Source organism: Candidatus Binatia bacterium (genome assembly GCA_036504975.1).
Lineage (GTDB): Bacteria > Desulfobacterota > Binatia > UBA9968 > UBA9968 > JAJPJQ01.
Map to the genome: position 1 here is coordinate 1 of DASXUF010000011.1, position 23,356 is coordinate 23,356.

Genomic DNA, 23,356 nt, shown 5'->3' on the forward strand with positions numbered 1-23,356 from the left:
TTAAACTCAACATTGTGGATGAAGGTCGTGGTTGAATTCCAGTTTGAAGCCGTACTGGGAAAAACCCGCCGTACGGAATTTTAGAGAGGGAGGAGGACACGCCTGTTCCTGTATGGGTTCATGTGGTGCGCCTCCTCCCTAAACCTTCCTTCAAGCGGAGCCGGAAACGTCGATGAAAATGCCGTCCGGGTCGGACAACTGAAGCCGGCAATAGCGGCAAACGGCGATCAAGCTCGCTCGACGCTCGCCCTCTTCAGCCACGCCGATGGTTCTCTCGCGCATGGCAGGGTCGGACTCACGCAAAGCCGCCAGATCCTTCTTAAGCGCCTCGACGCTCTCGACCTCGAAGCCCAGATGCTCCAAGCCCGGCCTGTCGATGCTCGCTCCGGCGTAGTCGGTCATGCGCCAGGGCGCAATGACGAGCGTCACTCTGCCGTCGGTGAGATAGAAATTGGGATCTTCGAGCGCCTTTTCCTCCTCCTTCAAATCGAAGGAGTCGCGGTAAAAAGAGGCGATCGCCGTGGGATTCATGACGCGCAGCTTGAAGTGACGGATGCGCCTTGGCTGCTCGCGCGCCGCCTCCGCGTAAACGTCGCGCCGATTTTCCATCCCTTCCTGCGTGAGATCGAAGAAATTTCCCTCGGGATCGTGTGCGCCGAAGCTGGCGAAGGGGCGATTGGAGGGGCGCTTGAGCACCGTAACGGCCGGGTATCTTTCTTTGATCCGGGCGCAGGCTTTTGCGACGTCGTCGACGTCGATGCCGAAGTGGTGCAGCCCCGGAACATAGCCGGGCTTTCTGCCGATCACGGTCACGCCGACGTAGCCGTCGCTGATGCTGAGAGCGAGGTTTTTCTTGATCGCCGTTGCTTCTTCGGCGGAGCCCGGCTTCGAACGCTTCATCCCGAACACGGCTTCGTAGAATCTCGTCTCGCGCGGGAAGTCCTCGCTCACGATGGCGAGGTGTTGAATCTTGGCCGCCACGGTTATTTTCCGACCAGCTTCTTGAAGAAGCCTTCTTTTTCCAATTCGTCGAGCGTGCTTTCGTCGAGGTATTTGTTCACATTCATGTCTATCTTGGCTCCCGGAGTTCGCTGAGAGAGCAACTCCAACGTGTTGCGCAGGCCGACTTGGGACACGCGCGTAGGAAAGGAAAACTTTTTGGCGAAATACTGATAGGTCTCTTCGATCGCCTTGGGGTTCTTTAGTCTGAGCCGTTTCGATAACACCGCCAACCCCTTGTCCTTGCTGTTTATGAACAGGTAGGTTCCTTCGGCGTAGGCTTGCTGCAGCCGCTTGACCGTATCCCGGTTTCTTTCCAAGAACGAGCGGCGCGTCGCCATGGCGCTCATGGGAAAAGATGCTTCTTTCATTTCGCTCATGTCCGCGAGCGTGTGCATGCCGATTCGAAGCGCCTCGTTGATGTCGGGGTAAGACAGCACGGTGGCGTCGATAGCCCTGGTGGAAAGAGCCGCGATACGGACCACCGGATCTCCGGCGGGGAGAATCGTGACCGACTGGCGCGGCACGTTCCATGCTTTGAGCGCGAGGATCACCGCCGTTTCGGTGGCGCCTCCGACGGCGAGAATGCCGATCTTCTTTCCGGCCAGGTCCTCAGGTTTTCGGATCTCCTTTTGCGCCACAAAGTTGTAAGGAAAGGTATTGAGCGAACCGGATATCATCACGAGATCCGCGCCTTGATTGATCGCGTTGATGGCCGTCGCCGCGTCGACTTGGGCAAAGTGTATGCTGCCCCCCTGTAGAGCTTGAATCTGGCGGACGGAGCCGGGCACCAGGATAACCTCGCCGTTGAAACCGTATTTCGCCATCAGTCCCAGGTCTTTCGGTGCCCAAACGGGCGCCTGGAAGCCGGAGAAGCCGGCATAGGCGATGAGGTACGGCTCTTGCGCGGCGGTGGCCGCCGGGAAAACGGTAAAGAGAAGAAGAATGAGACGCGCCAACTTGCTCAACATTTCGTGTCCTCCGTGCGGTTACTTCCCGTTCCGTAGGGCCAATTGATTCTCGGATTCGACCTTTTTCATGTACTGCTTGCAGTCCGTCGCCGCGGGCACGACTTCGGAAATTACAACCAGATGGGGGAAACGATTCAACTTGGGATCCCTGATGAGGTTCCGCGGCTCGCGGCCTTCCTCCACGTCTTTGATGGCGGCGAGCAGCAGCTTGCGGCCGGCGACGATCGCTTTGTCGGAAGAGATCAGATGCTCCGCCGTTCTATCTTCCCTCGCTCCCTGGCTCTCCGTGGCGAAGGCGTCGTGCGCCTGAAAGTTGAGGCCCATGCCGGCAAACGTTTTTGTTTTCATCGACTCGCGGTCTTGTTGGAAGCGGTTCGCCGCATTGCGCGTCAGGGTATAATCGGCATTCAGCTCGAACCGGCTCCAATTCCTCAGCTCGTCGGATAGCGGTCTCTCCCGGCTGAACATGAAGATGTATTTCCAGTGGCAGGTATCGTCGATCGGCACGTGCCAGTGGACCGAGTAGCCTTCGCCGATGGTCGAGCCGCCGAAAGCGCCGGCGTTGGGAAAAATCAGGTTCGTGACGCGCAAATAGGATCTTTCGGCGCCGGCGGCGCGGATCGTATAGATTCGCAATCCGAAGTCGGTGATTTCCACGTCGATCGCCGGCGCGCCGTCTTTTCCCAACAGGGCATTGTCGCTCGCGTCGCTGCCCTGAACGGCTCTGCGACGCGGGATGTCGCCCTCGGCGAGCGATTGGTGTAAAAAAGAAAGATGCACGGGATCGATGTTCCCTTCGTTACCCTGCAAGTAATTGCAATGAATTAAAATCTTGGTCGCGGTCCGGTATTCTTCCGGCACCGTCAAGAACTCGTAGTTCGGCAACAAGGGCGGCTCGCCGGGACCGAGGTAGGCGAAGATGACTCCGCCCGACTCTTGGCAAGGATACGCCAGGTGGCAGATTTCGTCTCGGTGCGCTCCGCCGCCCGGCTCGCCGGGTTGTTCCAGGACGCGGCCGCCGATATCGTAAAGCCAGCCGTGGTAGAGACACCGGAGCCCGCCGTCCTCGACGCGGCCGTAACTCAGGTCCGTTCCGCGGTGCGAGCAATGAATCCCCAATAAACCGGGGCGGCCTTGATCGTCGCGGAAAAGCACCAAATCCTCGCTGAAGACTCTCACTTTGACAGGCGCTCCCGCTCTGGGCAGCTCTTCCGCAAGCGCCACCGGCTGCCAGTAACGGCGCATCAGATTCCCGCAAGGAGTGCCGGGGCCCGTTTGAGTGAGCAGGTCGTTTTCTTCCTTCGTGATCATTTCTTACCTCGTATCTGATTATTCCCCAGTCCAAATTAGGCGAAATCGTGCTTGGGCGTCAAGTCGAGAGGGTTCTGTTCAATCCTCAGGTATTCACCTGATTGGACATCCGAGCGGGTCGAGCTATTAATAATTATTTGAGCAGGAGAGGAGCAAACCATGCTGGCTTTACTCATTGCCGTCCTTTTCGGTTTGGCGATCGGTTATTTCGCGACGCAAAATACCACTCCGGTGACGATCCGGCTGGCCGAATATGCGCTGGAGGAAATTCCGTTGTATCTCGTCGTCGTGGGCTCGCTGCTGATCGGACTTTTCATCGCCTGGATTCTTTATATCGCCCAGTTTCTTTCGGCAAAATTGACGATCTACGGAAGAGACCAGGTCGTGAGAAAAACCCGGCGGACGGTGGCCGATCTGGAACATAGGGTCCACGAGCTCGAGGTCGAAAACGAACGGCTGAGGGCGCGGGAGCCTTATCCGTCCGATGAACGAGAGCAGGTTTATCATCGGCACCCTTCGGTCGCGCCTTGACCTTCGATCATCATCCATTCCGAGCGGCGTTCCGTCTGATTCCCGTGGCGCCGGCTGCGCCGGTGTCACGGTCGAGAACCTCTTGACCTCCGGTTTGAATCGTCCTAGATAATTAGACCGATCCTCTGACCGAGCGAAGCGCCGCATGAAACGTTTCCGCCGCATCCTGCATGCCACCGATTTCTCCACCGCGTCCAAGCGCGCCTTCGAGATAGCGGTCGAATTCGCCAAGCAAAATAGGGCGGAGCTGCTTCTGGTTCACGTGCTGGTGCCGCACGTCATCTATCCGCCGGATGCCGAGGCCGATCCTACATTCTACCTCGAGCTGGAAAGGACCACGCGGCGCCAGGCGCAATCTTCTCTGGACGCGCTGGTCGGCCAAGTCAAAAGAAGGAAAGTCAAAGTGAAGGGTCTTCTGCTCAGAGGGACGGCGCACGATCAGATCGTTCGCTCGGCCAAGAACCGCCGCGCCGACATGATCGTGATCGGCACGCACGGACGAACCGGCATATCCAAATTGCTCATGGGCAGCGTCGCCGGGCGGGTGATCTCCGAAGCCACTTGCCCGGTGCTGACGGTCCGGGGGAAGTAACGCGTCACGCCGCGCTTTCGATCCATTATCGATTGGTCCGCTTTCAGGCAGAACTCGCCTCGAAGGAGGCCCGCCGTGCGCTTATGACTCCGAACGCGCTTCCATTTGCCCTTGTTATCTGTTGTGCGCTCCTGGTGAGCATCGAGGCGACCGCTGAGGAGGCGAAGCGCATTTATTACGGCACCACGGCTTCGCCCGCCCATCTTCCAGTATGGGTCGCGAGAGACGCCGGGTTGTTCGCTCAGCGCGGCCTCCAGGTCGAGCCGGTGCAGGTTCGCGGCGGCTCGCTGATCACGTTGGCGATCATCACCAACGATCTGCCCTTTTCCGGCGTGGGCGCGGAGTCGGTCGTCGCCGCGCGCGCGTCCGGGGGCGACGTCGTTTTGCTCGCCTGCCCGATCGACGCCGATCCGGTTTACTTGATCGCGCGGCCCGAAATCAAAAGTCCCTCGGACCTCAAGGGACAGGCCAGCGGCGTGACGCGCTACGGATCGAGCACGCACTTTTATCTGAGGTCGGCGCTGAAACACGTCGGGCTCGACCCGGATCGAGACCTGATCGTCATGCAGTTGGGCGCGGGCCCGGAAATGGTCGCCGCGCTGGAAACCAATCGCATCCAGGCCGCGGCGCTCACGACCCGCTACGCGATTCCTTTTTTGCAGCGCGGCTGGCCCGTGCTCGTCGATTTGAGCAAGACGGATCTGGTTTATCCCTCTTCGTGCGTCGCCAGCAGCCGCGCCTTTATCAAGGCCCAGCCCAGGACAACCGAAGATTTTCTCCGCGCCTACGTCGCCGGCATCAAGCTCATTAAAAAAGATCATGCCTTTGCGGAGAAGTCTTTTTCCAAATGGCTCAGGGAAAAAGATCCCGTCATCGTGCAAAAATCCGTCGCCGCTTACGCGCGCCTCTTCAAGACGGCGCCCATCGTGCCGGACAAGGGAATCGAGAACGTCGTGAAAGACTTGCTGAAGACCCGGCCGGAGTTCAAAGAATATTTAGGATGGCCGGAGCCGTTCCGTGAAAACGGCCCCCTGGAAAAAGTTCTGTTGGAGAAGTAGATGAGACGGCGCCGGAGAATACGCCAAGCGTCCTCGTCTTCCGGCGGTCAGGTGAAGAGAACCGTGATCTGCGCGTGAATTTCCGCGGCCAAAGGACCGTCGGCGTCCTCCGTCAACGCGGACTGCCACACTTTGAGCGCCTCGTACTTCTTATCGACCGCCGCGTAGACGAGCCCTAATTTATAGCGCAGGAGCGAGTTGTCGAATCCGAGCGCCTTGGCCTGCAGGTAGTTGGCGATCGCGTCCTCATATCTCTGCCACTGGTGATAGAGAAGCCCGAGATTAAAATACGTCGGCGCATAATTCGGCTCGAGGCGCTGCGCTTCACGGAAAGCCTTTTCTCCCGCTTCGCAGTCTCCCAGGCGCTCGTGGCAGAGACCGAGATTGTGGTAAGCGGCGGCGTGATCGTTCTGGAGCGCGATCGTTTTGCTCAAGGCCTCGATCGCTTCCGCAAGTTTCCCCTGCTCGTACAGGGCGGTGCCGAGATTGTAATAGGCCTCGGCGTGCTTGGGATCGGCCTTAACGGCGCCGACAAAATGCTGAATGGCTTCATCGAAGCGGCCTTGCTGCGCCAGCGCGAGGCCGAGATTGTTGAGCGCGCCGGGATGGTTCGGCTTGGTTTTCAGATGCCTTTGAAAGGCGCCGATGGCGTGGTCCAATAATCCCTGCCCGCAATACGCGAGCCCCAACGCGTAATTCGCCTCCCCGTGGCCGGGGTCGAGTGCGACCACGGTTTCCCAATGGGCCAACGCCTTGGGAAAATCCTTTTTCTGGTAGTATGCGACGCCCAGATTATAATGGGTCGAAACCGACCGTGGGGCATCCTTCAAAGACAGCTCCCACTGGGAGATAGCCTCTGCGAGACGGCCTTCCTGCGCGAGCCGGTTCCCCTCGTAGTGGCTACGCAAAAGATCCGGTGCGCCGGCGCCGTCCCGCTTATCGATCTGTGGATGACTCATATTGGTTAGGCAACGAAGCTGATGCTAACACTGAAGCCCGCGGCGTTGAGATGCAGCGCGCCGCGATAAGCCTGAAAGCCGGCGCGAACGGCGTCCGCCGTAGTAAGGTGCGCGAGGCTCGGCATGCCGACGGCGGCCGCTTCCCGGTTCTCCACCTTGGCAACGTTCATCTCGGCTTCGGCTTGAGTCTGGACCAAAGTTGTTCCGCCGTCGGAAGAGACCTGGCGATTCACGGCCAGCCGTCCGGAAACGTCGAGCTCGGTGTGACTGAGTTCCGCCTGCAATCCTTGTCCCTCGTTGGCGACGAGAGCGGCGGCCGACTCCTGGACGACTTTGCCGTCGAGCTCGAATACCCGGTTTCCCGCCGCGTCCACCGTGGCGACCACGCGGCCCTGGAAGCGCGCCGCATCCAGAGACGCGCGCTGGGTGTCCGTGGTCGCGCCTGCGACGGTTGCTTCGCCGTTTTGACCCTCGACGACTTTGCCTGAGGCGATCTCCTGGTGCGAGACGGTCGCCGTCACGCTTGAAAAATCGAATTCCAGTGTGCCTTGATCGAGCCGGAAGCTCGCGCGGAGGCCGGCGGCGGTTCTAATATCGACGATGACTGCTCCTTTGCCCAGGCCCGCGCCCACTTGCTGGGTGTCGGGCGAGTATTCGATCTGGCCCTGCACGAGTTGAGCGACCTTGGTCTCGCTTTCGACCAGACGCCCCTGGCCGTTCGCATTGACGGTCAGGTCGTCGGTTTCCGTCCGGCGCTCCTGCTTTGCATCAAACGATATGGCTCTCTGGCCGTCGGCGTCGACCCGGTTAAGCAGCTCGGCTTTCATCTCGGACTCGACTTTGGTGTCGATGGCCCGTTCCGTTTTCGCGCCGTTATTATCGGACACGACTTTCATCGCAAGCGCGACCGACTCTTCGCTCTTGATCTCAGTCTCGGCGAGAGTATCGCCGTTACTTTCTTTGGTGACGGCGGTGCGGGCGCTCGCCTCGCCGTTTCGGTTTTCGGAGGTCGTCGTGGTCGTCTCGCGGTCGATGGCCTGCTCGCGCACGAGCTTGCCGTTTCCGTCGAATTGCTCGACCGTGCCGGTGGTTACGACGTGATCCATGGTCGCGGCTTTGATCTCATATTCGGTGCGGGTCGAATTTTCCGTCTCACCGGGACGGGAAAGCGCTTTGGTCGTCTGCTCGCTCTGGCTCAAGCGGCGTGTGTCGATCGTGCGCGCCTCGGTCGTCGTGACCTGCTGTGAGCTGGCCTTGGCGGAGAGAACTTCGCCCTCGGCGCCGAGATTTTCCACCAGCGTCGCGCTCGTCGACTGAACATGGGTCTCGATCTCTTGATGTCCCTGGGAAGCATCCGTCGTTTCGGAGCTGACCTTGCGGAGAGAAGCCTTTCCCTCCTGGTGGACGGCCACAACAGTTTCCTGCTCGACCTGCCGGCTCGCGTCGCCGTGCGCCTTCACGTCGATCGCTTGTTCTTGTTTGGTGGTGACCGCCTGGCGGCTCGACTTGTCGCTCACCAGGTTGCCCAACGAGTCGTACACTCGCACGCGCGCCTCGGTCTCGGTCCGGTTCTGCGCCGCGACCGCGTCGCTGCGGTTCCGATCGCTCGTGCTCGCGATGTTGATGCTCACGCGCGTGGCGTTGCCGTTCTTAACAACGTTGCGCGTCGTGCTTTCGTTGTTGACGCGCGCCTCTTTGAAGTCGGCGTCCCGGTTGCCGACGTTGACCTGATGGACGTCGCGCTCCACGTTTTTGTAGACCGGCTTGCCGTTCACCTGGCCCTGGACCACTTGATTCGAGTGTTGGGTGACTTCGCGCCGGTGTTGCTGGTTGCCGTCGCCTTGACTGACCTGCTGGGTCGAGGTCTTAAGAGTTTGGCCGTCCTGCTGCGCCGACCGGACCGTCTGGGTATCGACGTGGGAGTGCACGCGACTCTCGAACCTCGCGCTCATGCTGGTCTGCTGTTGCAGCCTGAGGGCGCTCTGTACGGCGTTTTGGGTAAGATTTTTCTGGTTCGCGACCGAGCCGACGCCGTTCTTGCGGACTTTCTCCAGCAGATTGCCGGCGAGGCGAACGGGTTTGTAGTTGAATAACTGCGAGGGAAGATCGAATTTTGTCTTCACCATGACTCCTAACCGAGATTGTCAGGCAGGTTCGGAGGGGTTACCCTCCTGGCCTCTTGGCTTCCATCGGCAGGAATTGCCGCGGCTTTAGGAAAAATTTTCCCAGGGAAAGTTTTTCCTACCGACAGTAAAGAAATCGAGGGGTTGGGAGGCGTACCGGGAGAATCACCTAGAGCGAAAAGCGTTGGTTTTGGGCTCTTAATAGACGGTTTGACGCTTCAATCCTCGTTAGTAGAATGGGCGCGATCATCGCCAGACGCCCCGCTGGAGAAAGATTTGGTGAGAGAAGTGACGGAATGCCGAACGCAATCGAAGGCAGTATATTTAAAAAGTAGGCGCTTTTATTGGCGGTTCCGGCAGCCGTACCGTTGCCACGGAAACCGACTCGGTACGTTCTCCACCGCCTGAGGACCCCGGCCCTCCACCGCCCGCAGTCGGCTCCCCCGACCCTCGTGTTATCGGTCCGTTGTTTTCAGGAGACGTTTTTGGAGTGCCCCCGCGCAGATAATTGATTGCCCCGTTCTGACGCGCGTAATGGTGCCAGACGACGGTTAAATCCAACAACAGCGCCGCCAGCCACCATAAATAAAAGAAAACCGCCGCGCCCAGAAGAACGGGCCAAACCGAAGCGCCGGGCGGCGCTTTGATCAGCAGGTAGACGACGATGCTCAGCACGGCGATCGCGCCGGGAACGATAAGCGGGCGAACGCCGCGCGAAGGGTAACGCAAGCTTAACGCCGTCCCGGCGATCACGACCAGCGCCGCCAGAATCGCCAAAGGCCAGCCCGGGCCGAACGGCATATCGTAGCCTAGGAGCGTTGCTGCGTAGGCCGGGAGCGCTTCGATCATCGCAAGGGTGGCGGGCTCGATCTGCCAGGAAGACCACACGCCGGCCGCGAAGAGCAGCCCGGCGGCGAGTATCCAGCCTGGGGAACGAATCAGCCGCAGCACGCGAACCACGGCCGTAATGCCTGCAAGAAGCAAGCTCAGCGCCGCGACGTTTTTTAACATAGTCGCCGCGCCGAGAATGGTCGGCTCGCTTTGCCGCGGGATGCCTCGCGGTTCTTCGAGCGATCGCTGGACGAGCACGATCCCCGCGCGTCCGTCGCGGCTTTCGGGTCGGGAATTTGGCCGCCCGTTGTTGGAAATCGCCGCCGCGGCGCGCGCCGATTCGGCCGCGTCGGTGTGCGTCAGTGCGTTGTTCACCGGTCGGTATAAAAAGTACACGGCCGCAAAGATGATTGCGTAGACGAGCAGGTAGGGCAACGCGTAACTCGCCGACCGCGCCCAAAACTTGTTCGGCGGCGGTTTCTTATAGTTCTTTGGCTGATTCAAGACAACGTTTTCCATGAAGTGGCCGAAGACGTGATCGTCGGACCAGTAATCCACGTGGGCCTTGCCGGGCAGCGGGTAACGCCCGAAAGCGTGGTCTTTGACGGAGAAGTGCGACGGCCAATCCTTGTCCAGCCACTTCCGCGTTGCTTCGAGCTCATAGGCGATCGGATCGCCGTAGTCATAATAGTTGCGCCACTGGATCGGCTGTGCAGGCGAAAAGGCGGGATGCAACTTTTCCCAAAGCCTAGGCCACAGCAGCATGTGAATCTCGATGGCGGAGCCGATCGTCATCAAGCCCCGCACGTTTCTTATCCACGGGTGGGCCTTTGGATTGTCGAGCGCCTGCAGCAAGCCCAAAAAAGCGACGACCGTCCCCTCGCTGTGCGCGACAATGTATAGTTCGGCGCCGGGGTGTGCGGTGAAAATGTCTTTTATTCCTTTATGGAAGATGCCGACGATCTCGTCGCGTCGCTTGGAGAACTCCGCCACGACCTGCACGTCGTTTAGAAAATCGTCCAGCAATTTTTTGAGGTTGAACTTGAACACGCCGGCGCGGTCGGCGAGAAAAGTGAGGTTTTCAAGAACGAAGACGACGTCGATCAATTCATCGAGCGCCGCCTGGATCATCAAGTACTGCCTCGGCGTCAGCGGCGCATTCTTATTCTGCGCGTTGAGCGCGACGCGCGCCATGATGGTGCGCGCCCAACGCTTGGCTTCCTCCAGGGTGTAGCCTTCCTTGACGACGTCGCGCGGAACTCCGGCCCAGTACGCTTCCGCGAAGCCCAGGTCGGGCAGATCCGGATCGAGCGGCGGCTTGGGGATAAAAGCTCCTCCCGGATTATCGTGAAAGCGCCCGAGCGGTATGGCCAGCGGCACGTCGTAGAACGCGCATAGCCGATAGGCGACCGACTGAGCGGTTTGATAGGCGGTCTGATCGCCGATGCCGTGCACCGCGACTAAGATTTTTTCTTGCGCCATGACCGTCCGATGACATACTCCAAAACGGCCGGTCCAGGCAAGGAAAAAATAATTAGGAAATATCGCCTATAGGCGCGTCAGGGCGCGCTGGCGTCTCCGGCTATTTTCCTGCCAGGATTTCGTTGAGAAATTTCGTGATGGGTTGGATGTCTTTCGTTTCGGGATCGTCGATGTCGAAATATCTCATGCCGTCTTTGCGCCGCTCCTCAGGCGGGATGTGGTCTTTGGGCACATCGATCCGCCGCGAGTCCTGCGGATCGCCGGGCTGGCTCATGATTTTCTGGAATGCCGTTTGCCCCTCCCGGGAGAGAAACCAATTGATAAACACTTTGGCCGCGTTCGGATGCGGCGCGCGATTCAGGAGAGCCAATTGGCCGAAGCCGGAAGAGACCGACACGCCTTCTTTGAAATGGTACGGCTGGAATTGGTCCACGGGGAGTCCCTGGTTTCTGGCCTTTATCACACCGGAGCCCTGGCAAGGAATGCAGAGAACCACTTTGCCCGTCGCCATCCAGTCTACCGCCTGGCGCAAATCCGCCGACATCGTCACGTCCATTTCACCGTAAAGGCGCTTGATGTACGCCGGCCCGAGCTGCGGGTGGTAATAAAGATACTGCCACCCGAGTCCGGCGCCTCTCACTTGCCTTAGGTCTGCGGCGACAATCTTTCCCTTCAACTTGGGATCGAGGAAATCCCAGTAAGATTTGTAATTCTTCGGGTTAAGGAGATTGGTGTTATAGCTCAGCCCTCCGCCGGCGGAGACGTTGCCTTCGTAGACGAAGACGTACATGCCTTCCGGGTCCACGTATTTGTGCTTCCCTTCCCACCACTTGGACTCGTCTAATACTTCGGGCAGGATCAGGGCGCGCCTGATCGGATCGAGCATCTTTCCAAGATAAAGAGTCTGGTGGAGTGAGTTTCCACCGCCGTTGTAGACGTCGGCCAGGTACTTTCCCGCTCTCCTTTCGGACGCGATGCGCGGGGCGAGCTGAGTTCCGGATCCGGTCACCGTCACGACTTTGATTTTAGGATAGGACTTCTGAAAAATTCCCGACTCGATGATCGCCTCGTAGCCGGCGACGTAGAAGCTGACCTGCCCCTCCTGCTCGGCTGCCCGCACGGTCTTCTCCCACTCCGCTTGCCAGTTGCCCTTTGTCTCCGCCGCTGAAACCCGGGATGGATGGAAGAGCGATTCCAAGAGCAAAAACCCCAGAGCGGCGAAAGTTTTTAGCGCGTTTGTCATCGGCTGCCTCACTACTTCTGTTCCAGGCCCTGCATGATCTCTTTCGCCAGTTTGAAAATCGGCGTCATGTCGGCGTATTCGCTGCGGGAGATATCGATATAGGTTCTACCCTCCACCATCCGATTGTCGGGTGCAAGCATCTCTTTGGGAATATCGATTCGCCGGGAGTTCGGCGGGAGCTCGCCGTAAAGATCGTTCGAGCTTTGCAGCGCGATCTGTCCCCGGCGCGAGAGAAACCAGTTGATGAAGACCTTCGCCGCGTTCGGGTGCGGCGCTCCTTTGACGAGACCGATGGAGCCGCCGCCCGTGGTCAGGCCCTGTCCTTCTTTCCACGTGCCGTCTTCAAATTCAGCCACTGCGAGCCCTTGCGTTTTGGCGCGCTCCAGACCCCGGCACCCGATGCAGAGGGCGTGCTTTCCTTTGGCCAGCCAATCGACGATCAAGCGTCTGTCGCCGAAGGCGACGTCCATCGTCGCATAGATCCGCCGGATCCACTCCGGACCGATCTGCGGGTGAAAGTAGAAAAACTGGAGCGTCGCTCCAAGGCCGGTTTCGGTCAGCGGCTGCGAGCCGATCTTTCCCTTCCACTTGGGATGGGCGAGATCCCAATACGACTTGAACTCCTTGGGGTTCACCAAAGTGGAATTGTAAGAGATGCTTCCGCCGCCCGGATTGGCGATGTAAACGAAGATGTATTTCCCTTCGGAGTCCGTATAGACGTGTTTTCCTCCGTACCACTTCGATTCATCGACGACCTCGGGAAGGATCAGCGCCGGCGGGAAAGAGTCCAGGGCTTTGCCGCGATACAGCAGGTTATAGTTCGAGTTGGCCCCGCCGCTGTAGATATCCGCTATCGGCTTGCCCGACCGTACCTCGGCGAGGATTCGTAGCGCCAGTTGATTTCCGGTTCCGTTGACGGTGACGAGCTTGATCTCCGGAAATTCTTTGCTGAACTCGGCCAACAGCTGGGGTTGGCCGTACCGCCCGACATAAAGATTGAGGCGCCCTTCTTTCTTGGCCGCCGCTAGCGTCCGGTCCCACGCCGCTTTCCAATCCGACTGCGCCGAGCCGCTTTCGATAAAGCCTAAAACTAAAAGGATGAGAGCCGCAGCACTCCATGCCGGCAGGGTATTCGGTCTTGGAGAACCAAGCATTTCTCCTCCTTGCAGCGGCCGGGCTCGTTAAGAAGACGAAAAGCCCCTCGTGATGATCGCTCTGCCGGAAAAAGTCAGCAGTGTCAATGCCACAATCAGCACGACTCCCAGGGCGGAAGCCGCGGCGACGTTTTGCTCTTCATCCCACAGATGCCAGAGCATGACCGCGAGAGGGCGGTTGGCGCGGCCGGCGAGCATCAGCGGGACCGAGAAGGCGCGCACCGCATGCGCCGCAACCCAGATCCAGGCGGCAATGAAAGCGGGACGGATCAAAGGGAACGTGATCTGCCACAGGATACGCAGCCGGCTCGCCCCGCTCACTTCTCCCGCCTCCTCGAGCTCTTTATGGATCTGCATGACCGCGGCGTTGGTGGTTCTGGAGGCGAAGGAGACGTACTGAGTAACGAGCGCCAGGACGAGGATCCATACGGTCCCGTAAAGCCCCAGGGAGCGGAACGGCGGCTGCAGGTAAAGAAAGATAAAGGAAAGCGCGATCACCACGCCGGGGATCGCGTGCGACGCGAAAGTCAGCCCGTCGAGAGCCATGGAGCCTCTGACCCGGGCGCGCACGACCAGCCACGAGACGGCAAAAGCAAGCCCCACGGTCGCTGTGGCGGCGCCTAAGGTCATGATCAAAGTATTCCACGTCGCCCTGAGGATGGCGGGTTCGGTGAAGATCAACTGGTAATTTCCCCAGTGAAGGCGCGTCAGCGCCGCGCGCGACGGCGGCTGGTAAGAGGGAAGCAGCGAGGTCCAGACGAGCACTCCGAGCGGAAGGACGACCGCGAATAAAAAGTACAAAATGAAAAGCGCGAGCGCGGGATAACGCCAGCGGCCCAGCTTGATCCTGTGCGGCCGGTAGCCTTTGCCGGTCACCGTGGCGAATCGCTCCGACTGTCGCACCGTGGCCCGTTGATAAAGGTAAACCAGGCCGAGCGAAAGCAGAAAGTAGCTCGCCGCGAACGCCGCGCCCAGACCATAATTCGGGATGGCGTCGCGCGTAGAGATATAGATCATCGTGCTGTAGACGTAGATCCGGCCTGGAAGGCCGAGCACCAGGGGAGCTTCGAAAGATTCCATGGAGGAGGCAAACTCATAAAGAACCGCCGCCAGCAGGGCGGGGCGCAAAACCGGCAAGGTCACCCTCCTCAATGTCGTCCAATGGTTCGCGCCCGAGGCGAAGGAGGCTTCCTCCATCGCCGGGTCCATGATGCGAAAGGCGCCGACGATCATGAGAAAGACCGTGGTGACGCCGCGCAGGCCGTCCAGAAAGATCATGCCGCCGAGAGAGTAGATATTGATCGGCCCCTCGGAAAGCTCCATTCCCAAATGGGACAACGCGTCTCGGAAAAAGACATTCAATAGTCCGCTCTTCGGCAAGAAGAGAAACACATAGGCCATTGAAAAGAGCAGGCCGGGCATGGCCAGAGGAATCAAGAGGAGACTCCAGCAGAGGTTTTGCAGCGGCATGTCGGTCCGCTCCAAAAGCCACGCGAAAAGAACCGCAATGATTGTCGTGATCGCCGTGCCGCCAACGGCAAAAACGAGCGTGTTGAAAATCATCCGGTACGTTAACGGGCTGGTGTAAGCGACGAGATAGTTTTTCAAAGTGAATGGACCGGGTGCGGCGGGATGGCCGGCGCGGAAGCTGTTCAGGACCATCTGCCCGAGCGGGATGACGATGAGCCAAAGAAGAATCAAGACGACGCCGGCAAAAAAAAGCGTCGTGACGCTCGGCAGTCTTAGCCGCATGCTTAACGCACGACCGGGAGACCCACGGCTTCGAGAATCTCTTTCAGAATCTCATCCGCCTTGGCTCTCCATTGCGGCTCGTACCACGCGACCTTTTTTCCTTTGATCAGCTTGGCTGCCTGCGTGCTTGGGAAGAGAGGGCTGCCGCTTCCCTCGACCTCGTCGAGAACCTTTTGTCCCTCATCCGTAATGGACCAGGCCGTCCAGAGCCGCGCCGCGTTCGGGTGCGCCGCTCCGCGCGGCACGAAAACCACGTCGCCGAGGCCCATGGGAACGGGCTCGGCGACGCGGAAAGCGAGATGGCCCTGATCGCCCGAACGCATCTGTTCATAGTAGGTCGAATAAAACGAGCCGCAAACGATGGCGTACTCGCCGAGCGAGAGCTTGGTCATGGTTGCGGTGCGGTCTTGCTCGAACTTTGTGCCATTCTCGGACAGGCGGCGCGCATGGGCGAGAGTTTTCTCGCGCCCCCATACCTGCGGCTGCCAAAGTATTTCCAGGTGGCGCGGCCGGCTGTCCATCGCAATCTTGCCGCGATACTGGGGCGATACGCAATCTTCCCAGTTGAGCTTCGCGCCGACGGCATCGGGAATGACCTTGCGATTGTAGGCGATGCCGTAAAGCTGAGAGCGGTAGTTGATGCCGACGCCGTCCTCATGGACGTGCTGCGGCAGCACGCCGAGAGAGCGCCAGTCGATCTTCTCGATGACGTTCGCTTTGAGCGCGATCGGCACCTGGGTCTCGCTCAAAACGGTCACGTCGTAAGAGATCTGCCCCGCCGCCAGCTCGGAAAGAACCCGCTCCCGCTCGCGCGAGCCGCCGACGCGCTCGTAGTCGACCTTGACGAAAGGATAACGGGACTGAAACAGCTCGACGATCTTCTTCGCTCCAGGCTTGCCTCCTTCTTGCCATCGAACGGTGAGCCCAATCTTTGCTTTGCCCTCCTTCTTGGCTCCCTCGGTAATCTTGTCCAAGCCCTGGGCGAGAGCCATAGCCGGAACAAGAAAAAAACACGCAATCCATAGAAATCGACGGCCGTTCATCTTATTATCCCCCGTTCGATTGCATCAGCGCTTGAGCTCGACGCGAACCCGAGTCTTGTCGGGATCCATGACGAGTTTGTAATCGGAATCCGCGAGCCGGTCGATCTTGTACCATTGGACCAGCCGCTCGGGGAGCTTGGCGATCACCGTCCCGTCGTTCTTCTCGTATTCGCAGTTCATGCGCAAGAGCGAGCCTTTATTCCAGTCTTCGAACAGCAGGGGAGAGACGCCGAAGGTATCGCGGTTCATGGCATAGACGAAGATATTTTTCCCGAGCCCCTTGGCGCTCAGCGCGTCGGCCGGAATCTTGAGGTGAACGTTCGACGCCGCGTTTTTGACGTACGCCACGCGCCGGCCGCCGCTCGACTCCGTTCGCATCGACAGAAAAATCAGATCTTCCTCGGCCGTATTGGTGAATCCGTAGTGGACGCCGGCCGGTATCAGGACGCCCTGATTCGGCAGCAAAGTGGATTTTCCAGATAGCCCTTCGACGGTCAGCTCGCCTTTGAGAACGAACAGGATCTGATCGGAATCGGGATGCTGGTGGATGTGGGTTTCGCCGCCCCGGGGCTTGGTTTGGAAAACGGCGACGAAGCTATTCGGCGACCTGGCCATGTCGGTGCGTCCGATCACGGCGTCGCTCTTTTTCAGCCACTCCCTCACGTCGAACGTCTGCACCTCGTCGGTCATGGTTTTTGGGCTCTCTTTCATCTTCTCTTCTCCTTCCTTAGGTCTGTTGTCCGTAGCCGCGAATCAAAGTGCTATTTACGTGCATAGAGCCCGTCGATGAAGCCGGAGTCGTCCAGCTCTCTCAAGAAGTGCAGGTCCCAGAGCGAGACCGGGCTCAGCTCTTTCGCCTTAGGATCCTTCATGCAGCAAAGCTCGTAGGCGTTGGCGATCGCCTCGTGGTCGGGATAGGGCTTGGCGAGGAGCTTGGCTACGCTATTGTAGGTGGCGTTGGATTCCGGCACGCGCCGGCGCAATCCGGCGAGAATGCGCTCGGTTTCCTCGCGATGCTGCCGCGCATACGCGATGCCCATGACGAGCGCCTTTACTAGGCGCTCGGCCAGACGGTCTTTGTTCTTGAGGGTGGTGAGGGTCGAAGTGAGCGTCGGACCGTTGACCATCGGCAGGCGGCCCAATTCCAGGACGTGAAAGCCTTCCTTTTGAAATTTTTCCGCGGCGCCGGTCGCCATGGCGGCGTCCGCTTTGCCTTCCTTCACCGCTTCCATCTGCTGCGCGCGAAATTCCTCCGACATGATGTCGGCGATCTCGACCCACTTGACGTCATCCAGCCGCAGCCCCGCTTTGAGCACGTACATCATGTGATTGCCGCGTATGTGGTTGTAGCCGCCGCCTTTGTCCGTCACCGTCGTATCGGCCAGCCGTTTCCCTTTAAGCTCAGCGATCGACTTGATCGGCGCGCGTGAGATCAGCTTGTCGTTGACGCTGTTGGACGGCGACGCGAGCGAGACGATCGGCTTCCGCTTCGCGACCAGCCCGTAAGGAGAGATGTGGTTCCCCGAAACGTATTGGACCGTGCCGTCGAACAGCGCGGCTTCCGCGACCGAGGAGCTGTCGCAGTATTCGAAGCTCGCTTTGACGTTTAGCTCCTTCCAGATTCCGGCTTTTTCGACGACTTCCCACACGGGCAGGTGGGTATGCGAGCGATAGAATGCGTGGATTTCGAGGGGCTGATAGTCGGACATGAGGTACTCCTTTTTTTCTCGTTGGTTTACTTATTTTTTGGCCCGCAGCTCATTGAGTAGTTTGGTGACCGGCTCCGGGTCCTGAAAACCGGTCACGGTGTACTTCTTGCCCTCTTCGCGTCGCCCGGTGCGCAGCACGTTGTCTTTCGGAATGTCGTTCCGCATCGAGTCCGAAGGCTCGACGACCTTGTTGTTCATCACGTTCTGCCAGACCATCTGGCCCTGGCGCGAAAGAAACCAATTGAGGAAGAGCCCCGCGGCGTTTGGATTCGCCGCCTTGTTGATCAGCGCGAGGCCGCTGTTGCCGCTCGTGCCGATCTCGGCGCCGGCCTCCTTGAGATGCTTATGCTCGAATTCGCTGACCGGTACGCCTTGCTTGCGCGCGGCGTCGGTGTCGGCGCAATCGAGGCAGAGAATAAATTTGCCGGCGCCGAGCCAGTCGGTCGCCTGGCGCCGCTCCTTGGATACGACTAAATCCATTTCGGTCCAAAGGCGACGGACGAATTCCGGTCCGAGCTGGGGATTGTAATAGTACCGGATCATGTTCGGCGAGCCCGTCCCCGGCCTTTCGAACAGGGCGATCTTTCCCTTCCACTTGGGGTTCAGAAGGTCCCAGTAGGAGCGAAACTCATTGGGGTCAAGCAGCTTGGTGTTGTAGTAAAGCCCGAGCCCGGCGACGCTGCCCTCGAACATGAAAACGTACTGGCCTTCGCTGTCGGCGTAGTGGTGCTTGCCGTTCAGCCATTTCGATTCGTCGACGACATCGGGCAGCATGAGAACGGGCTTCAACGGGTCGAGCACGCCGGAGCGCTGGAAATCAAAGAAGGCGCGCCCGCCGAGGCCGCCGCTGTAAAGGTCGGCGAGATATTTGCCGACCCGGCGCTCGGCGGCGATGCGCGGCATCAGATCGCCCACCCGCCCGCTCACCATCACCGCTTTGATGAACGGAAACTCCTTGGTGAACGCAGCGACGATGTCGGGGTGGGTGATTTCCTGATCGCCCCACAATCGTACCTCGCCCTCTTTCTTTGCACCGGCAATGGTGTTCTCCCACGCCGCCTTGGCGTCGGGCTTCATCTCCGCCGCTTCGACGCCGCACCAAGACAGGACAAAAATAAAAAGCGACGCTAACGCTATAATCTGCTTCATAATATCTCCCATGTTGGGCGCCGAAATCTTTGCTCAACTCTTTATCTCGAAGTAGCGCCGACGGTCAAGACGAAATATGCCTTTACTTGTGATAGCATGTTTGTGATAATCCGCTGTGTCCTGGACTCTACTGCAGTATGAAGACAGCAGAGGGGGCCGTCCCGTCGATGAATTTTTAGCGGCGCTATCCGAGGATGACCGCGGAGCTGTTAAGGCCAAACTTTTCTACTTACAGGAGCGCGGGAATGAGCTACGAGAGCCGCTTTCTAAGAATTTGGGCGGAGGATTACTCGAGCTAAGAGTCAAATCCTATCGTCTGTTTTTCTGCTTCAAGCCCGGGAACAAAATTGTTTTGCTCCACGCTTTCGCCAAGAAAAGTCAGGGCACTCCGTGGAGAGAGCTGGAACTGGCGAGAAAACGAATGCAGGAGGTCGTAAGATGAAAAAGGGAAGAGCCGTAGCATTAGATTTAAGACTTGACGCCGAGATGAAGAGCCCACGATTCGCCGCCGCGTTTCAAAAAGAGCTGAGCCGGACCCAGTTGGCAGACCAGATTGCTGAGTTGAGAGAAAAACGCGGTTGGACTCAGGCTGATCTTGCACGTAAGGTCGGAACGACTCAATCGGGAATCGCCCGCCTCGAAAATCCAAGCTATCGAAATTATTCTCTCAAAACCTTGGAGAAGGTCGCTCAGGCCTTAGGCGCGAGACTGGTCGTAGGCCTCCAAGAAGTCGGCCGCCGCGCAGCCTAGGCTGCGCGACAAGAAATTACGGTCTTGCGGGACGTTCAAGAAAAAATTGAGTTAAGTGTATTCAAAGAGTTCGCTGAAGTCTGTTCCTACAAAATTAGGTCTGATTCGATTGAAAAGCGTGCTGAGCCTGAACCGGATATTTTGTGCGAACTCGTAGGGGAAGGCTCCGTAGCTTTCGAGTTGGGCGAAATAGTCGACGAGGTCTTCGCGAGGCAAGTAGAGGGAGAGTATAAGATACGTAAAAGATTTGACGCGGCCTCGAAGAAGTTCCCTGCATTGAGAAGCAGTCTCGCAGACGCGCTTGTTTATATCGAGTTCTTTGACGAAGTATCCCACCGAATGAGGTTAAACAGCATTGAGCCGATCCTAGAATTTCTTCATTTTCTAGAACCATGCTTTGAGGGAGACGCTCCCGTATGGAAACATGCTCAGCTGGAGAAAGTAATTAGAGGTATCGAAATCAATCGAGGCCTTTTCAAGGGGCCCGTTTTCACACTTGCTAAATTTGTAGAGGACATTAACCGGTCGTTAGACCTTTTGCAGAAAAAGTTTGCTAAATCATACGAGACGGGAGCCCCTGTTGACCTTCTCGCATACTTTCTTCGCCAATCGCCGAGTCGTGACAATAGGTGGGTTGAAGACGTGCGAGGTTATGTCGCGAGGAAGCTAAACGGTTCAAGCTTCAGGCGAGTGTGGATTTATAATCGGTTTGACCGAAAGATCGTGTACGTATTTCCTGAATTATAGCTTTGTTACGGTCAACATCGAAAGAGTTTGCCATCTAAGAACGGAGTCTTCAAATTCTCGGCTAGTTCCCTTTCCGACCCTCCTGATACAATCGATCGATAAACCCCGAATCGTCCAGCTCTCTCAAGTCGTGGATGTCCCAGAGCGCCAGCGGGCTCAGCTCTTTCGCCTTGGGATCTTTGTGGCAGCAAAGCGTGTAGGCGTTCACGATGCCGCGAAGATCGGGATACGGCTTGGACTGAAGCTTCGCCACGCTGTTATAGCTCACCCATCCGGCCTGCGGTTCTCTCCGCTTCAATCCTTCCAGAATCCGCTCCGTCTCTTCGCGCCGCGTGCGCGCGAAGTGAATGCCCATCACCAATGCCTTAACCAGGCGCTCGCCGAGGCGTTCTTTGCGTCTTAGATTCGCGATCGTGCTCGTGAGCGTCGGGCCGGTAATCATCGGCAGCGGCTCGAGATCGAGAACGTGGAATCCCGCCTGCGTGTATTTCTCCGTGCTGCCGGTGACGAACGTGGCATCGGCTCTGCCGGATTTGAGTCCTTCCAACTGCGCCGTCCGGAATTCCGCCATCGTCTCGCACAGCTCCACCCATTGAACCTCCTCCAAACGCAGGCCGCCGCGCATCACGTAGAGCATGTGGTTGCCGCGCAGATGATGGTAGCCGCCGTGCGAATCGACCAAGGTCGTGTCGCCGATCCGTTTCCCGCGCAGATCGGCGACCGATGCGACAGCCTCGCGCGAGACGAGCTTGTCGGTGACGCTGTTGGAAGGCGAGGCCAAACAAACCATCGACTTGCCGCGCGCGACCAATGCGTAGGGCGTGATATGGTTTCCCGAGACGAAATCGACCTTGCCGCCGAACAACGCCGCTTCCGCGATGGTCGAGCTGTCGCAGAACTCGAAGCTGACTTTCAGACCGACCTGATTCCAGATGCCGGCCTGCTCGATGACTTCCCAAATCGGCAAGTGCGTGTGCGACCGGAACAGACCGCGAATCTCGATTGGCTGGTAATCTGACATGTTTCCTATTGCCTCAGCCCGCAACCCAAAGACGCTGCTTCTCGCGCCAAGACGCCAAGACCGCAAAGAATTTTTTCCTCTTAGTGCTCTTCCTTGGCGCGCTTTGCGGCTTTGCGCGAGTCATTTTGTCGACTGTTTTCCGCTGGCTCCCTCTTCATTATTATTTCAGGACTTCGTTGAGGAGCTGTTGCAGCGGCTTGGGATCGAGAAAACCGACGACGCGGTATTTTCGGCCTTCGGCGCGCCGCGCTTCGGGCAGCACGTCGTCTTTGGGAATATCGGTCCGCATCGAATCCGAAGGCTCGACCTCTTTCGTGTTCATCACTCTCTGCCAGACCATCTGGCCCTGGCGCGATAGATACCAGTTGATGAAGACGCGCGCCGCGTTGGGATGGGGCGCTTTGTTGATCAGCGCGAGGACGCTGCTGCTGCCGCCGCCGATCGTCGCCCCTTCTTTTATTTGCGCCGGCGGCACCTCGGCGATCGGCAGGCCCTGCTTCTGCGCGAGATCGATGTCGCGGCAGTAAAAACATACCGGAAACTTTCCCGTCCCGAGCCAGTTGGTTCCCTGGCTCCGGTCGCGGAAGAGTATGATATCCATCTTGCCCAGGAGCGTTTTCAGAAACTCCGGTCCCACATCGGGGTCGTAGTAGAGCATCAAAACCGGCGTCGGCAGCGCGGCCCCGCGCGGGTCCATCGCGAGGATTTTGCCCTTCCACTTCGACTGCACCATGTCCCAGTAAGACGTAATCTCATTCGGGCTCATGAGTTTCGTATTGACCGAGATCCCTGTCGTGGAGACAGAGCCCTCGAAGAGGAGGATGTGTTTGTTCTCGGGATCTGCATACCAATGCTTGCCGCCGTACCACTTCGTCTGATCGGTGACCTCCGGCAGGATTAACGCGGGGGCGATCGGATCGAGCGCCTTTGCCAGATAGAGCGTGCGCGGAGCGTTCGGTCCGCTCGCGATGATGTCGGCCAGATATTTATCGGCGCGTCTCTCGGCCAGAATGCGCGCCGTCAGATCCGGCGCCCTTCCCGTGACCGCCGTGACTTTGATCTCGGGGTACTCTTTATTGAAGGCGGCGATAATATCCGGGTGGCTGATCTCCGCTCCGCCGTAGGCCGCGAGTTGGCCTTCTTTCTTCGCCGCCTCGACCGTCTTCGCCCATTCGTTCATCCATTTCTCCGCCTCCGCGGCAAAGAGCGGCCGAGCGCCCGAGAGCCAGAAAAGAAAAGGTAAGATGAGGAGAATGGCGGCCACGTGCGCTCATTACCAAAGTCCGCTCGGTCGCGCAATGGCCGCCGGTAGATGGGTAGGTGGTATTTTCACTGCCTTGATCGGATGGTCGATGCCGCGATATGATTCTATAAGTCGTTGTTTTTATAAGGTTATAATTCTATAGATTTTTTTTCTGAATTTGTTAGTATATAAACTTCATGATGTCTCTAAAGAAAAAGAAAATTATTTCAAGAAACAAGACAGGTGAAAAGCCCCGGTCAAAAAAGAAGAGTCAGTATCAAACTGATATAGTGGAACCGGCAGACCGATTAATTCGGCTTTTAGAAAATCTGGAACGGAAAGAAGTCAGGTCTCGTAAATCCGCATAATCTCTTTCTCGTCAATTCCTAGAACCTCTGCCCATTTTTTCGCTACTCGTTGCCTGGCACGTTTACCGTAAATGTTAGCTAAAAGTGTTTTGACTATTATTCTCGTATCTGCACCTCGATCCCTAAGCCGCTGAACAACTTCTCTCCGCGCCTCCAGGAGCTTCTCAGGGTAGCTACTATGCTCCAGATTTCTGATTAACTCACCTAACTCCGCCGGAGTTAGGCTTTTAACATCGACGTTCCAAAAATCCGGCTTGTCCATCGGATGTGACTCTCCTATTATCTTATCAATTGATACAGCGGCCCGTACTTTACGTTTT

At 58.1% G+C, this 23,356-nt stretch carries 21 protein-coding genes; 5 read left to right on the plus strand and 16 right to left on the minus strand.

The window, feature by feature from the left end; translation table 11 throughout:
- Positions 1 to 150: 150 nt before the first annotated feature.
- From VGL70_01425 to VGL70_01435, 3 genes are read right to left on the minus strand one after another with little or no spacing between them, the layout of a single operon-like run.
- Complete coding sequence (locus VGL70_01425; GenBank protein ID HEY3302174.1) at positions 151 to 981, minus strand: VOC family protein; 831 nt, start codon at positions 979 to 981, stop codon at positions 151 to 153.
- Between the two features lie 2 nt (positions 982 to 983).
- Complete coding sequence (locus VGL70_01430) at positions 984 to 1,970, minus strand: ABC transporter substrate-binding protein (GenBank protein HEY3302175.1); 987 nt, start codon at positions 1,968 to 1,970, stop codon at positions 984 to 986.
- Positions 1,971 to 1,988: 18 nt separating this feature from the next.
- Positions 1,989 to 3,281, minus strand: a complete 1,293-nt coding sequence (locus VGL70_01435) for a Rieske 2Fe-2S domain-containing protein (GenBank protein ID HEY3302176.1) — start codon at positions 3,279 to 3,281, stop codon at positions 1,989 to 1,991.
- Positions 3,282 to 3,440: 159 nt separating this feature from the next.
- On the opposite strand from VGL70_01435, the gene VGL70_01440 reads away from it, so the two are divergent.
- The 3 genes from VGL70_01440 (at position 3,441) to VGL70_01450 (ending at position 5,462) form a co-directional block, all read left to right on the plus strand.
- Positions 3,441 to 3,812, plus strand: a complete 372-nt coding sequence (locus tag VGL70_01440) for a LapA family protein (GenBank protein HEY3302177.1) — start codon at positions 3,441 to 3,443, stop codon at positions 3,810 to 3,812.
- A 145-nt stretch (positions 3,813 to 3,957) separates the two neighbouring features.
- Positions 3,958 to 4,404, plus strand: a complete 447-nt coding sequence (locus VGL70_01445; protein ID HEY3302178.1) for a universal stress protein — start codon at positions 3,958 to 3,960, stop codon at positions 4,402 to 4,404.
- An 83-nt stretch (positions 4,405 to 4,487) separates the two neighbouring features.
- Positions 4,488 to 5,462 carry an ABC transporter substrate-binding protein gene (locus tag VGL70_01450; GenBank protein ID HEY3302179.1) on the plus strand — a complete coding sequence of 325 codons (975 nt, stop codon included), beginning with the start codon at positions 4,488 to 4,490 and terminating at the stop codon, positions 5,460 to 5,462.
- 47 nt (positions 5,463 to 5,509) lie between these two features.
- Here VGL70_01450 and VGL70_01455 read toward each other — a convergent pair whose 3' ends face one another.
- The 10 genes from VGL70_01455 to VGL70_01500 form a co-directional block, all read right to left on the minus strand.
- Positions 5,510 to 6,421 carry a tetratricopeptide repeat protein gene (locus tag VGL70_01455; protein ID HEY3302180.1) on the minus strand — a complete coding sequence of 304 codons (912 nt, stop codon included), beginning with the start codon at positions 6,419 to 6,421 and terminating at the stop codon, positions 5,510 to 5,512.
- Positions 6,422 to 6,426: 5 nt separating this feature from the next.
- Positions 6,427 to 8,547, minus strand: a complete 2,121-nt coding sequence (locus VGL70_01460; protein HEY3302181.1) for a hypothetical protein — start codon at positions 8,545 to 8,547, stop codon at positions 6,427 to 6,429.
- Between the two features lie 321 nt (positions 8,548 to 8,868).
- Positions 8,869 to 10,857 (minus strand): hypothetical protein, encoded by a 1,989-nt coding sequence (locus tag VGL70_01465; protein HEY3302182.1) that lies wholly within the window; start codon positions 10,855 to 10,857, stop codon positions 8,869 to 8,871.
- Positions 10,858 to 10,957: 100 nt separating this feature from the next.
- Complete coding sequence (locus VGL70_01470) at positions 10,958 to 12,100, minus strand: extracellular solute-binding protein (protein HEY3302183.1); 1,143 nt, start codon at positions 12,098 to 12,100, stop codon at positions 10,958 to 10,960.
- Between the two features lie 11 nt (positions 12,101 to 12,111).
- The gene (locus VGL70_01475) at positions 12,112 to 13,254 is read right to left on the minus strand and encodes an extracellular solute-binding protein (GenBank protein HEY3302184.1); all 1,143 of its coding nucleotides are present in this window, start codon (positions 13,252 to 13,254) and stop codon (positions 12,112 to 12,114) included.
- A gap of 27 nt (positions 13,255 to 13,281) precedes the next feature.
- Positions 13,282 to 15,006, minus strand: coding sequence for an iron ABC transporter permease (locus VGL70_01480; protein HEY3302185.1), 1,725 nt, complete (start codon positions 15,004 to 15,006; stop codon positions 13,282 to 13,284).
- A 2-nt stretch (positions 15,007 to 15,008) separates the two neighbouring features.
- Positions 15,009 to 16,049 (minus strand): ABC transporter substrate-binding protein, encoded by a 1,041-nt coding sequence (locus tag VGL70_01485; GenBank protein HEY3302186.1) that lies wholly within the window; start codon positions 16,047 to 16,049, stop codon positions 15,009 to 15,011.
- Positions 16,050 to 16,073: 24 nt separating this feature from the next.
- Positions 16,074 to 16,760, minus strand: a complete 687-nt coding sequence (locus VGL70_01490; protein ID HEY3302187.1) for a cupin domain-containing protein — start codon at positions 16,758 to 16,760, stop codon at positions 16,074 to 16,076.
- A 50-nt stretch (positions 16,761 to 16,810) separates the two neighbouring features.
- Complete coding sequence (locus VGL70_01495) at positions 16,811 to 17,758, minus strand: ABC transporter substrate-binding protein (protein ID HEY3302188.1); 948 nt, start codon at positions 17,756 to 17,758, stop codon at positions 16,811 to 16,813.
- 30 nt (positions 17,759 to 17,788) lie between these two features.
- Positions 17,789 to 18,907 carry an ABC transporter substrate-binding protein gene (locus tag VGL70_01500; protein HEY3302189.1) on the minus strand — a complete coding sequence of 373 codons (1,119 nt, stop codon included), beginning with the start codon at positions 18,905 to 18,907 and terminating at the stop codon, positions 17,789 to 17,791.
- 438 nt (positions 18,908 to 19,345) lie between these two features.
- Between VGL70_01500 and VGL70_01505 the strand changes: the two genes are divergently transcribed.
- Positions 19,346 to 19,657: a helix-turn-helix domain-containing protein gene (locus tag VGL70_01505; GenBank protein HEY3302190.1), complete on the plus strand. Its 312-nt coding sequence runs from the start codon at positions 19,346 to 19,348 to the stop codon at positions 19,655 to 19,657.
- Positions 19,658 to 19,681: 24 nt separating this feature from the next.
- Positions 19,682 to 20,404 carry a hypothetical protein gene (locus VGL70_01510; protein ID HEY3302191.1) on the plus strand — a complete coding sequence of 241 codons (723 nt, stop codon included), beginning with the start codon at positions 19,682 to 19,684 and terminating at the stop codon, positions 20,402 to 20,404.
- A 61-nt stretch (positions 20,405 to 20,465) separates the two neighbouring features.
- On the opposite strand, the gene VGL70_01515 is transcribed toward VGL70_01510, so the two are convergent.
- From VGL70_01515 to VGL70_01525, 3 genes are all read right to left on the minus strand, one after another.
- On the minus strand, positions 20,466 to 21,425 hold the full coding sequence (locus VGL70_01515; GenBank protein ID HEY3302192.1) for an ABC transporter substrate-binding protein: 960 nt from the start codon (positions 21,423 to 21,425) through the stop codon (positions 20,466 to 20,468).
- 160 nt (positions 21,426 to 21,585) lie between these two features.
- A complete protein-coding gene (locus VGL70_01520) occupies positions 21,586 to 22,689 on the minus strand; it encodes an extracellular solute-binding protein (GenBank protein HEY3302193.1) in 1,104 nt (367 codons plus the stop codon).
- A 324-nt stretch (positions 22,690 to 23,013) separates the two neighbouring features.
- Positions 23,014 to 23,298 (minus strand): hypothetical protein, encoded by a 285-nt coding sequence (locus VGL70_01525; GenBank protein ID HEY3302194.1) that lies wholly within the window; start codon positions 23,296 to 23,298, stop codon positions 23,014 to 23,016.
- Positions 23,299 to 23,356: the final 58 nt, after the last annotated feature.